The 12364-nt window shown below is 71.4% G+C and carries 8 protein-coding genes; 5 read left to right on the top strand and 3 right to left on the bottom strand.

Annotated features, from left to right (window positions below; genetic code table 11):
- Positions 1-903 carry a DUF4231 domain-containing protein gene (locus BKD26_RS11020; RefSeq protein WP_084897650.1) on the bottom strand — a complete coding sequence of 301 codons (903 nt, stop codon included), beginning with the start codon at positions 901-903 and terminating at the stop codon, positions 1-3.
- Between the two features lie 224 nt (positions 904-1127).
- Between BKD26_RS11020 and fxsA the strand changes: the two genes are divergently transcribed.
- From fxsA to fxsT, 4 genes are all read left to right on the top strand, one after another.
- A complete protein-coding gene (fxsA, locus tag BKD26_RS11015; RefSeq protein WP_241518599.1) occupies positions 1128-1292 on the top strand; it encodes an FxSxx-COOH cyclophane-containing RiPP peptide in 165 nt (54 codons plus the stop codon).
- Between the two features lie 9 nt (positions 1293-1301).
- Complete coding sequence (fxsB, locus tag BKD26_RS11010; RefSeq protein ID WP_179166498.1) at positions 1302-3518, top strand: radical SAM/SPASM protein FxsB, inactivated metallohydrolase extension form; 2217 nt, start codon at positions 1302-1304, stop codon at positions 3516-3518.
- Between the two features lie 121 nt (positions 3519-3639).
- Positions 3640-4974, top strand: coding sequence for a TIR-like protein FxsC (locus tag BKD26_RS11005; RefSeq protein WP_179166497.1), 1335 nt, complete (start codon positions 3640-3642; stop codon positions 4972-4974).
- Complete coding sequence (gene fxsT / locus BKD26_RS11000) at positions 4958-8890, top strand: FxSxx-COOH system tetratricopeptide repeat protein (RefSeq protein ID WP_107417817.1); 3933 nt, start codon at positions 4958-4960, stop codon at positions 8888-8890. Before BKD26_RS11005 ends, fxsT begins: the two co-directional genes overlap by 17 nt.
- A gap of 121 nt (positions 8891-9011) precedes the next feature.
- Here the strand turns inward: fxsT and BKD26_RS10995 are convergent, their stop codons facing one another.
- Complete coding sequence (locus BKD26_RS10995; RefSeq protein ID WP_084897647.1) at positions 9012-9884, bottom strand: alpha/beta fold hydrolase; 873 nt, start codon at positions 9882-9884, stop codon at positions 9012-9014.
- A gap of 280 nt (positions 9885-10164) precedes the next feature.
- On the opposite strand from BKD26_RS10995, the gene BKD26_RS10990 reads away from it, so the two are divergent.
- Positions 10165-11250: a S1 family peptidase gene (locus BKD26_RS10990; protein ID WP_084897646.1), complete on the top strand. Its 1086-nt coding sequence runs from the start codon at positions 10165-10167 to the stop codon at positions 11248-11250.
- Positions 11251-11302: 52 nt separating this feature from the next.
- On the opposite strand, the gene BKD26_RS10985 is transcribed toward BKD26_RS10990, so the two are convergent.
- The gene (locus BKD26_RS10985) at positions 11303-12340 is read right to left on the bottom strand and encodes a DUF3533 domain-containing protein (RefSeq protein ID WP_084897726.1); all 1038 of its coding nucleotides are present in this window, start codon (positions 12338-12340) and stop codon (positions 11303-11305) included.
- Between the last annotated feature and the right edge of the window lie 24 nt (positions 12341-12364).

Raw genomic sequence — 12364 nt, 5'->3', positions numbered from 1 at the left:
TCAGCGCCGGTGCTGGACCAGCCAGTCGGTGTGCTGCGGCGAGACGATGCGCTCGGTCTCGTACACGGCCGCCGGCCACCGGTCCTCGCCGATCACCGTCTCCATCGCGGTGTGCATCGCCGCCAGGTCCTCCTCGACCAGGGAGTGCGCCGCTATCAACGGCTGGTGGCGGCGGATCTCGCTCCACGCCACGCACGCGGCCGCCGCCGCCGACAGCAGCCCGGCCATCACGGCCGACTCGCCGACCGAGAAGGTCCGCAGCACGCCCAGGAACAGGGCGAGGCCGGTGAGCACCGAGATGGTCACGGACCACAGCGTGGTGGCCCGGCGCGACACCACGGTCTTCCTGTGGTACCAGTTGCGCTGCTCGATCAGCCGGTCCCTGACGTACGTCTCCTTGCGTACCCGGAAGGGCTTGTCGCGCAGCATCCGCATGGCCGGGGTGATGAGCTCCGCCCGGCCGACGGCCGGCGCCGACTCGCGAGGGTCGGCCCAGCCCACCTTGCGCAGTTCGCCGAGCCCCGCCTCCAGCCGGGTGAGGAACTCCCCGTCGGGGTCGGGGAAATCGGCGTCGAAGGGCGCGCCGTGGACCGCGTACCGCCAGCACATCGACTTGATGAACTCGGCGGCGGAGCGGTTCAGTTGCCAATGCGACTTCGCACGGCGCCTTGAGGCACGGTACGTGGCCAGGAGTACGCCCGCGTACGCCAACGCACTGAACGCGCCCGCGAGTTGGAACGTACCCCCGATCCGCCAGCCGTTGGGTACCGCCGCCAGGCAGGCGCCCAGGACGAGCAACCACAGTTGTAAGCGGGTGTCCTGCACCGCGTCGCGCTGCCGGGCGATGGCGATCTCGTCCGCCCGGTGGAACAGCGCGGGCAGATCTGCGTTTCGGAAGACCATGCTCTGCAGTGGGCCCTGAAACCCGGTCATGCGCACCCCCGTCTGCGGTTTTGTCTTCACTCTTTCGGTGGAATGGCTCGTTCCGGGTCGGTCGGGGAATACTGGCGCAACGCTTTTGTTTCACGCGCTGATTTGCTGTGGGTGGGCATGAGAGTAAAGTCGTGCCGCCGACACTGCAACGGTGCGGTTATCCGAGATCGACCACTCCCCCAAGGACGGCCGTCGTGAGCTTTCAGACCTCAGTAACCTTCGCTGTCGCGAAGAAAAATCGTGTGCCCCTCGCCGAGATCGATGTGCGAGGAGCGGCAGCCGCCAAGAAGCTCAGCCGTGTTCTGCCGTCGGTGAGCGACCGTACCGAGCGTGTCTCGACGTTCAACTCGGCGCTCTAAACTGGCGGAATGACTGGACCCCTGGTCCCATTCCGCGAGATCGTCCTCAAGGTCCACAGCAGGTGTGATCTTGCATGTGACCACTGCTATATCTACGAACACGCTGATCAGAGCTGGCGTACCCGCCCCAAGGCAATCTCTGACCAGGCCATTTCCTGGACAGCTCTGCGACTGGCCGAGCATGCCAAGAAACATGCCCTGCCCTCCGTGTCAGTGATCCTGCACGGAGGGGAGCCTCTGCTGGCAGGGCCCGCGCGCCTCAGGCGCGTCTGCGAGGAGCTGACCACCGCCCTCGCCCCGGTCACCGACCTGGACCTGCGGATCCACACCAACGGCCTCCAGCTCAGCCCCCGCTACCTCGATCTGTTCGACGAGTACGGCGTGAAGGTGGGCATCTCCCTCGACGGCGACAGGACGGCCAACGACCGCCACCGCCGCTTCGCCGACGGCCGCAGCAGCCACCCCCTCGTGCTCAAGGCCATCGACCTGCTGCACCAGGAGCGCTACCGCCACCTCGACCTCGGCCTGCTGTGCACCATCGACGTGGCCAACGATCCCGTCGCCGTGTACGACGCGCTCATCGCGCTCGCACCCCCGCGCATCGACTTCCTGCTCCCGCACGCCACGTGGGAAGAGCCCCCACCCCGCCCGGACGGCTCGCCCACCGCGTACGCCGAGTGGATCCTCACCGTCTTCGACCGGTGGAACGACCAGGGCAGGCCCGTCCCGGTACGGCTCTTCGAGTCCGTCCTGTCCACCCTGAACGGCGGCCCCAGCCTCACCGAATCGCTGGGTCTGGCCCCCACCGACCTCGTCGTCGTCGAAACCGACGGCACCCTCGAACAGGTCGACTCCCTCAAAAGTGCCTACGAGGGCGCCGCCGCCACCGGCTTCGACGTATACCGGCACACCTTCGACGACGTCGCCGCCCACCCCGGCGTCCGGGTGCGCCAGCTCGGCCTCGCCGGCGTCAGCGAGACCTGCCGCCGGTGCCCCGTCGTCCGCTCCTGCGGCGGCGGCCTCTACACCCACCGCTACCGGGCCGCGAACGGCTTCGACAACCCGTCCGTCTACTGCGCCGACCTCGAAGCGCTCGTCCGGGGCATCGAGGACCGCACCGCCGCCACCGCCGCCCCCGCCGTGACCGACCCGGGCGCGCTCGTCGCCGAACAGTACGACCTGACCCGCGTCCTCCTCGCCGAACTGCACAGCGAGCTCGACGGACGCGGCGGCGAGCGGTGGGCCGAGGCATGGGAACTGGCGGGCGCCGTCGAACAGTGTTCCGACGGGCTCGACGAGGTGCTCGCCCACCCCTACACGCGCACCTGGCTCCTGGACTGCCTGGACGCGCTGCGGGAAGGGCGGGCCGGGGCGACGGACCTGGCGGGGGAGTTCGCGCGGTACGTGGCCGCCGCCGCCGTACGGGGCCGGGTCGACGTCCCGGTCCGCGTCGCCCACCGGGGCGGGGCGCTGCACCTGCCGACCCTCGGGACGCTGGGCCTCGATGGGGCCGGTCCGGTGGAGGTGCGGGCGGCCGGGGACGGGTTCGTGGTGCGGGGCGGGGACGGGGAACTGCGCGTCGAACGGCTCCAGGAGGAGAGCGCCGGATGGCGGCCGGTACGGCGTGGGGCGCACGGTGTCGCGCTCGACGACCTCGACCCCTGCCGGGACGGTTTCGACGCGCCCGCCGCCGGGCGGCTCACTCCCGGTGAGGCGGCCGGCTGGAGCGGGCGGCTGGAGCGCGCCTGGGCGCTGCTGCGGGCCGCCGTACCGGACCAGGCCGCCGAGGCCGCCGCGAGCCTGACCACCCTGACGCCGCTCACCGGGACGGAGCCCTCCGTGGGCCGGCACGGGTACGGGGCGCTCGGCCTGCCGCTCCACGCGGAGGCCGGCGCGCTCGCGCGGGACCTGCTGCGCGGCTTCCGGCGGGCCAAGCTGCGGGCGCTGCTCGACGTCGCGGACCTCTACGCGCTGGACGGCGCCTGGAGCCACCCCGCACCCTGGCAGGAGGACACACCGGTGCCGGTCTCCGCCCTGCTCGCCGGGGCGTACGAGAAGGCGGGCCTCTCTGCGTACGAGGAAGGGCATGCCGAACACGCCGAAAGGGCGCTCGACCTGCTGGAAAACGCCGCCGAACTCACCGTGAGCGGCAAACTCCTGGTCGCGGGAGTACGCAAGGAACTGTGCCGATCAAGGGAGCGGTCCGTCATGCTGTCGCAGGGATGACCGAAAAGCAGCGTTGAATGACTGAACGTCGTGGGGGTGGAGCAAAGCCTGCTCCGGAATGATTAATCAGCTCGTATCCTTCTCATCCCGGATGCGAGTGATCACATAGGACGGGGGTCGTGTGCAGGCGTCACCGCAAGCGCGAGCGGCGGACCATCGGCCGTACTTCTTCCTGAGTTATGCGCACACGCCGAGGTACGGAGCCGGTGGCCCCGATCCCGACATGTGGGTCGAGCGGCTCTACCGCGATCTGTGCGGCCATGTGATGGCCATGACCGATCTCCCCGCCGGAGCCTCCGCCGGGTTCATGGACCGGGAGATACGATCCGGCGAGGGCTGGTCGGAACGGCTGGGAGAAGTCCTGGCCACCTGCCGGGTCTTCGTCCCTCTGTTCTCTCCGCGCTATTTCGCCAGCGAGATGTGCGGCAAGGAGTGGTACGCGTTCGCCACCCGGGCGATCTACCACCACGCCAAGCACAACAAGCCCGCCGACGCCATCGTGCCCGCCCTGTGGGTACCGGTCCCGCCCGAGCAACTCCCCGGCCCCGCCGAGCGGTTGCAGTTCAACCACCGCGACTTCGGCGACCGGTACGTCACCGACGGGCTCTACGGCCTGATCAAACTCCGGATATTCGCCGAGGAGTACGAACGGGCCGTGTACGAACTGGCCAAACGCATCGTCTCCGTCGCCGACACCGCGGGGATCAGCCCCGGCAGACCCGTCGACTACCGCTCCGCGCCCAGCGCCTTCGGCACCCCCGGCCGCGGCCCCAGACCCCTCCAGGTCACCGTCGCCGCCCCCACCCGCCACGACCTGCCTGAAGGCCGCGACCCCGAGTACTACGGCGACATGCCGCAGGACTGGAACCCGTACCACCCCGACGCCGCACGGCCGCTCGCCTACGTCACCGAGGACCTGGTCCGCTCGCTCAACTACCAGGCCACCGTCACCTCCTTCGACCACGACGCCGGCCCGCCCGACGCCAAGCAGCCCCCCAGCCGCCCCGAGATCCTGCTCCTCGACCGCTGGGCCCTCAAGGACGACGAGCGGCGCGAACGGCTCGCCGCCTTCGACGCGGAACACCGCCCCTGGGTGAGCGTCGTCGTCCCCCGCAACCAGATGGACCACCAGACCAGGGCGGCGGACGCCGAGCTGAACCGGGCACTCGAAGAGACCATGCCCATCAAGATGGGCCAGGGCCGCGCCGCCAGCCGCGCCGCCGCCAGAGGCGTACCGAGCATGGAGGCGTTCGGCCAGATCCTGCCCCAGGTGGTGGAGGCGGCCGCCCAGCAGTACCTGCGGCACGCCGCCGTCTACCCGCCCGCGGGCGGCCGGCACACCGAACGGCCACGGCTGCGCGGCCCGATGGCCAACGAGCTCGGCACCACGCACTACATACCCGAGACGCACGAGATCGCGCCCGATGCGGAGGACCTGGATGACAGCCAGTCGTGACGGACGCATCGTCACCTTCTACTCCTACAAGGGTGGTACGGGACGGACGATGGCCCTGGCCAACACGGCCTGGATACTCGCCGCGAACGGCAAGCGGGTCCTGGCCGTCGACTGGGACCTGGAAGCGCCCGGACTGCACCGCTTCTTCCACCCCTTCCTCGACCCGTCCACCCTCGGCGCCACCACCGGCGTCATCGACCTGATCACCGAATACGCCTGGGCCGCCACCAGCCCCGTGCAGCGCCCCGACGACTGGCACCGCGACTACGCGCGCATCCAGCCGCACGCCGTCTCCCTCACCCCCGAGGCGCTCGGCTGGGAGTTCCCCGACGGCGGCACCCTCGACTTCGTCTCCGCCGGCAAGCAGAACCGCGAGTACTCCGCGACCGTCTCCACCTTCGACTGGGACAACTTCTACGACCGGCTCGGCGGCGGGCACTTCTTCGACGCGCTGCGCGACGACATGAAGGCCAACTACGACTACGTCCTCATCGACAGCCGCACCGGCCTCAGCGACATCGCCGACATCTGCACCGTCCACCTGCCCGACGCCCTCGTGGACTGCTTCACCCTCAGCGACCAGTCCATGGACGGCGCCGCCGCCGTCGCCCGGCAGATCGACGAGCGGTACGGCGGCCGGGGCATCCGGATCTTCCCCGTGCCGATGCGGATCGACGAGGGCGAGAAGGAGAAGGCCGACGCGGGCCGGGCGCTGGCCCGGCTGAAGTTCGACGGCTTCCCCAGCGGCCTGACGGGGGAGGAGCTCGCCTCCTACTGGGGCGCCGTGGAGATCCCGTACCGGCCCTACTACGCGTACGAGGAGACCCTCGCCACCTTCGGCGACGACGCCGGGATCGCCAACTCGCTGCTGTCGGCCTTCGAGCGGCTGACCGCCGTCGTCACCGACGGGGACGTCACCGCCATGCCGACGGTCAACGAGGAGGTACGGCTGCGGATCCGCGACGCCTTCACCCGCCGCCGCCCCGCCCTGCCCGCCGACCTGTTCCTGTCGTACGTCGCCGAGAACCGCATGTGGGCCGACTGGATCGAGTCCGTCCTCACCCGCGCCGGCTTCCGCGTCGTCCCGCGCGACGTCTCCGCCGACCCCGCGACGAGCGGCGGCGACGTGCTCCACGCCGCCGAGAACGCCGCCCGCACGGTCGTCCTGCTGTCCAGCGCGTACCTGAAGTCGGCCCGCGCGGTGGAGGTGTGGGAGCGGGCCGCCACCGAGGACCCGGGCGGCGGGCGGCGCCACCTGCTGCCGCTGCGCGTCGGGGACGTCCGCCTCACCACCCCGTACATCGACCGCAACCCCGTCGACCTGTTCCGGCTCGACGAGGTGCACGCCACGGCCGCGCTGCTGCGTGCCCTGGACCGGCCCGTCAAGCTCAACGAGGGCGTGCCTCCCGGGCCGCGCTTCCCCGGGACCGTACCGAAGATCTGGAACGCGCCGCCCCGCAACCCCGGCTTCACCGGCCGGTCCATGGTCCTGGAGCGGATGCGCGACCAGCTCGGCGGCGGCATGGCCGTCGTCCTGCCCCAGCCGCAGACCCTGTACGGGCTCGGCGGCGTCGGCAAGACGCAGGTCGCCCTGGAGTACGTGCACCGCTTCATGGCCGACTACGACCTGGTGTGGTGGATGTCCGCCGAGCAGACCGACGACGTGATCGCCGGCCTCGCCGAGCTGGCCGTCCGCCTCGGGGCGCAAGGCGGCGACGACATGGCCGCCGCCTGCCAGGAGGCCATCGACCTGCTGCGGCGCGGGGTGCCGTCCAACCGGTGGCTGCTGGTCTTCGACAACGCCGACGACCCCGACGCGCTCAAGCGTTTCTTCCCGACCGGCGGGCACATACTGGTCACCTCCAGGAACCAGACCTGGTCGCAGTACGGCGACGCGCTGCCGGTCGACGTGTTCCTGCGCGAGGAGTCCGTCGAGCACCTCCAGCGCCGCGCCAAGGGGCTGACCGTCGAGGACGCCGACAAGGTCGCCACCGCGGTCGGTGACCTGCCGCTCGCCGTCGAACAGGCCGCGGCCTGGATCGCGGAGACGGCCACCCCGGTCGCCACCTACCTGGAGCAGCTCGAGGAGGCCGCCGCCCGCACCCTGGCGCTCAACCAGCCGGCCGGCTATCCCAAGCCGGTCGCCGCGACCTGGAACGTCTCCATCGAACGGCTCAAGGAACGCTCACCGGCCGCCGTGCGGCTGCTCCAGCTGTGCGCGTTCTTCGCGCCCGAGCCGATCCACGCCAACCTCCTCTACAGCAAGGAGATGATCGAGGCGCTCAAGCCGTACGACGCCTCCCTCCAGGAGAAGCTGGTGCTGGGCCGGGTGATCCGGGAGATCGGCCGGTTCGCCCTGGCCAAGGTCGACCAGGTGTCGAACTCCATCCAGGTGCACCGGCTGGTGCAGGCCGTCATCCGGGCCCAGCTGTCCGAGGAGGAGCAGCGGGAGGCCCGGCACGCCGTCCACCGGATCCTCGCCGGGGCCCGGCCGGACGACGACGAGCCGATCGACAACCCCGAGACCTGGCCCCGGTTCGCCACCATCTGGCCGCACCTGGGGACCTCCGAGGCCCGCTACTGCAAGGAGCCCGAGACCCGCCGGCTGCTCATCGACCGCATCCGCTACCTCTGGAAGCGCGGCGACTGGCAGACCGCCGGCGCGCTCGCGGAGGACCTGCGCGACGCCTGGCGCGACATGCTCGGCAACGACGACCTCCAGTACCTCTACCTGCGCTTCCACCTCTCCAACATCCTCCGCTCCCAAGGCCGTTACGTGGAGGCGCGGGAGCTGGACGAGGTCACCCTGGAACGGCAGCGCGCCGTCCTCGGCCGGTCCCACCCGCACACGTACATGACCACCTCCAGCCTCGCCATGGACCTCGGAGCGCTCGGCCAGTACGGCAGGGCGATGGAACTGGCCACCGAGGCGCACGAGGGCTTCAGCCAGATCTTCCACGACTCCCACCCGCGCACCCTGGCCGCCGCGAACAACCTGGCGCTCAACCTGCGCATGGTCGGCCAGTACTCCCGGGCCCGCGAGATCGACCAGGAGGTCTTCGACCGGCGCACCGAGGTGCTCGGCCCCGAGCACCCCTACACCCTGTCCTCGGCGACCTCGCTCGCCCGCGACCTGCGGGAGGTCGGACGGTACGAGGACTCGGTGGCGCTGCTCTCACGTACGTACGACAGCTACAAGGACACCCTCGGCCGGGCCTTCCCCGGCACCCTCGCCGCCGGCAAGAGCCTCGCCGTGTCGCTGCGCCGGGCGGGCAGACTGGAGGACGCGCGGCGGCTCACCACCGCCACCCGCAACCGGTACCGCGCCAAGTACACCTACGCGCACCCCGACTCGCTGGCCTGCGACCTGAACCTGGCGGCGGACCTCTTCGCGGCCGGGGAGCCGGTCGCGGCCCGGGACCTGGCGCAGGAGGTCGTCGACCAGTACCGCGAGGTGCCGGGGGAGCGGCACCCCTACACCCTGGCCGCCCTCAACAACCTGGGCATCTACCAGTGGGGCTGCGGCGCGCCCGAGACCGCCGAGCAACTGCTCCAGGCCGCGCTCAGGGTCATGCGGGAGGTGCTGGGCGAGCGGCATCCGCACGCCCTGTTCTGCGCGGTGAACATCGCCAACGCCAAGGCCGACCTGGGCGAACTGGACGAGGCCCTGGCGATCGAGCAGCGCGCCGTGCGCACGCTGCGCGAGGTCCTGGGCGCCCACCACCCGGAGGTGCTGGGCGCCGCCTCCAACCTGGCGGTCACCCTCGGCGCGCTGGGCCGCAAGGACGAGGCGGCCCAGCTGCGCACGGAGACCGCCGACGAACTCGCCCGCCAACTGGGCGACGACCACGCGCTGACCCGCCTGGCGCGGGACGAGCGCCGCGTGCACCGGGACCTGGAGCCGCTCGCTGTTTAGTCTTGTGGCTCGGTTCGCCTCCGGGGCGCCTCAGCGTGCGTCGACGGTCGATCGTGCTCGGTCCCTCGTACCCCGGGACCTCCGCGCGTTCTCCCTTTCGACACCCGCGTGCTCCTTCGGCTCACTCGCCCTCGTCCAGGAGCCAGGTCAGGACGCGGGGCAGGGCGTGCAGGGCGTCGAAGTGCGCGGCGGCCGGTTCCAGGACGGCCGTCGCGCCCGGGATGCGCTCGGCGAGCCAGCGCGCGTGCCCGACCGGCGAGAAGACGTCCTGCTCGCCGTGCCACAGCAGCACCTCGCCCGGGATGTCGGCCGGGTCGAACCCCCAGGGGCTGCAGAACGCCAGCGCGTCGTCGATCCAGCCGTACGCCGAGGTCCGCAGCGCCTCCTGGTAGTTGCGCAGCAGCATGGACCGTACGCCCGCGTCCGAGACGACCATCCGGTCCGAGGCGGTCAGCTCCCGGCGCAGGTCGTCCAGGAGCCGGACCGGGTCCTTGCGGATCGCGTCGGCGCGCGGCGTGAGGCGGGCGGCCACCCCGTCGGGGTCGAGGGTGGCGTGGGTGTACTCCGTGACGTTCGAGGCGGCCATGCCCTCGAACCAGTCCAGCCCGTCCGCGTCCCGGGGCGCCAGGGTCACCAGCGCGGCGGTACGGGTCACCCGGTGCGGCAGCAGCGCCGCGCAGGCCAGCGCGTGCGGGGCGCCGCCGGAGCGGCCCACCACCGCGAACCGCTCCAGGCCGAGCGCGTCCGCGATGTCCGCCACGTCCGACGCCACATCGGCGACGCTCCGCCCCGCCAGGCGGTCCGAACCACCGTAGCCGGGGCGGTCGTACGCGATCAGTTGCATGCCGCGCTGGTAGAGCACCATGCCCCGTGGGGCCGGTCCCAGTCTGCTGCCGGGCGTGCCGTGCAGCAGGAAGACCGGACGGCCCCGCGGGTCCCCCAGGCGTTCCACCATCAGATGCCGGCCGTCCGCCGCGCGCACCCGACGTCGCAAGCCCCCCGCCCCCTTCGAGTGTCCTCCGTGTGATTACCCATCAGGGTGCCTGTACGGGATCGCTTTGTCGCCTGTCGGGACGGGCCCGGTATTCGCAAACGGAACCGGCACGCGGCGTCGGGAGTAGTGGGAGTGCCGGGGGCGCAGAGTGAAGGTCGCGTGCGCGTCCTGAAGTCGACCTTGTGTGCTACCGGTTGGTATCGGGATAGTGGGCTGACCATCCTCCGTGTCAGGGCACCCCACTGCCCGGACGCGGCCCCCCACAGGAGAGGTCGACGTTGTGAATCACCGACGCATACCCAAAAGGCGTGCGGCGATCGCCGGCGGAGCCGCTGTCGCTCTGCTCGGAGCGGGAGTCACCTTCCAGACTGCGAACGCCAGTGAGGAAGCGCCCCGGTTCACCGTGAAGTCCCTGTCGGCGCCGGCGGCGGGAACTCTCGCCGCGACACTCGACAAGGCTCTCGGCGGCGACGCGGCCGGCGCGTACTACGACGCGAAGTCCAAGGCCCTGGTGGTCAACGTGGTGGACGAGGCGGCGGCCGAGTCCGTACGCGAGGCGGGCGGCAGGGCGAGACTCGTCCAGCACACGCTGGCCGAGCTGACCGGCGCCCGCCAGACCCTGAAGAGCCGGGCGACCATACCCGGCACGTCGTGGGCCGTCGACCCGGTGACCAACAAGGTCGTCGTCACGGCCGACCGCACCGTCAAGGGCGCGTCGCTGGACCGGCTCACCGAGGTGGTGAAGGGGCTCGGCTCGAAGGCGGAACTGAAGCGCACGGAGGGCGAGTTCAAGCCGCTCATCGCGGGCGGTGACGCCATCCACTCCGGCGGCGGACGCTGCTCGCTCGGGTTCAACGTGGTCAAGGACGGCCGGCCGCACTTCATCACGGCCGGCCACTGCGGCGAGACGGGCAGCGAGTGGGCCGGGTCCCAGGGCGGCCCGGCGATCGGCACGATGGCCGACTCCCAGTTCCCGGGCAATGACTTCGCGCTGGTCGAGTACAACGGTGACACCGCGCACCCGAGCGAGGTCAACCTCTACAACGGCAGCACGCAGGCGATCACCAAGGCGGCCGAGGCGACCGTCGGGATGAAGGTCACCCGCAGCGGCTCGACCACCCAGGTCCACGAAGGCGAGGTCACCGGCCTGAACGCCACCGTCAACTACGGTAACGGGCAGGTCGTCGAGGGCCTCATCCAGACCAATGTCTGCGCCGAGCCCGGCGACAGCGGCGGCTCGCTCTTCACGGGCGACGCGGCGGTCGGCCTGACCTCGGGCGGCAGTGGCGACTGCTCCTCGGGCGGTGAGACGTTCTTCCAGCCGGTCACGGAGGCGCTGACCACCTTCGGCGCGCAGATCGGCTGACGTACGCGTACGGCATGACGGGCCCCGGATCCATGGTGATCCGGGGCCCGGCTCATGCGGCGTCCGCGCCGGCCGGCTCGCCGGCGTCGTCCCGGTCGGTCCGCTTGCGGACCGCGGACATCACCAGGGTCAGTACGGTGCCGACGACCGCCCAGACGGCGAGGACCTGCATCGCCCCGGAGAGCGCGTTGCCCTTGAAGTACGCGATCGAGCGCGCCGCCCAGGTGCCCGCGCCCGGCGGCAGGGCCGGGCCGATCGCCCGCCAGAAGTCGGGCAGCATCGGGCTGGGGAAGGCGCCGCCCGCGCTCGGGTTTCCCGCGATCACGATCAGCAGGACAGCCAGGCCGATGCCGACGATCCCGGTGAGCGCCTGGAGCGCCAGCGTGACCGCGCCGACCGAGAAGACGACCAGCGCGCCCAGGCCCCACAGGGCGGCCACGCTGCCGGGCAGGGCGCCCAGGACCGGCCCGACGATCACCGCGCCGCCGAGGCCCCCGAGGATCGCGGAGAGCGCCAGGACGACGAGCCGGATGATGGCGCGCTGCGGGTTGGCGGGCCGGGAGCCCGCGCTGATCGCCAGGATCGACGCGAGCAGGTAGCCGCCCACGCACCACCCCACCACCAGGTAGAACGCGGACAGGCCGTCGAAGTCCTGGGGCGAGGCGGGGGCCACGTCCACCGTCCGTACCGTGCGGTGCTGGGGCCTTTCGATCTCGGTGGCGATGGTGTGCAGGGCGTTGGCGAGGACGGTGCCGCCGCCGGAGGCGACCAGCAGGGTGTCGGTCGTGCCCCTCGGGTCGACGATCAGGGCGCCGTCGATCTCCCGGTCCATGATCTGCTGCCGCGCCTCGGCCGGGTCGGCGAGCACCCGTGGGTCGAGCGGGTCACCGGGCAGCTTCGCCAACCGAGCCTCCGCCTGGGCGGCCGCCGGGCCCGGTGCCACCACGCCGAAGGGCACGTCCTCGGGTTTCGGATTGTGCAGCGCGCCCACGTAGGAGGCGATGAACAGCAGCTGCAACGCGAGCACGCCGATGACCAGCAGCGCGGCGCGGGGCGTGACGGCGTTCCTGACTTCGGCGGCGAGCTTCATGTCCCCACGCTCCGAGGCGCGCGG

This window comes from Streptomyces sp. CB03238, assembly GCF_002099185.1.
Lineage (GTDB): Bacteria > Actinomycetota > Actinomycetes > Streptomycetales > Streptomycetaceae > Streptomyces.
Note: the sequence above shows the minus strand (reverse complement) of the source record. Positions and strands in the feature narration are given on the sequence as shown.

Excerpts from the sequence above, each read along its gene's own strand:
- BKD26_RS11020 (WP_084897650.1), bottom strand. The coding sequence starts at position 903 with ATGGTCTTCCGAAACGCAGATCTGCCCGCGCTGTTCCACCGGGCGGAC.
- fxsB (WP_179166498.1), top strand. The coding sequence starts at position 1,302 with ATGACTGGACCCCTGGTCCCATTCCGCGAGATCGTCCTCAAGGTCCAC.
- fxsT (WP_107417817.1), top strand. The coding sequence starts at position 4,958 with ATGACAGCCAGTCGTGACGGACGCATCGTCACCTTCTACTCCTACAAG.
- BKD26_RS10985 (WP_084897726.1), bottom strand. The coding sequence starts at position 12,340 with ATGAAGCTCGCCGCCGAAGTCAGGAACGCCGTCACGCCCCGCGCCGCG.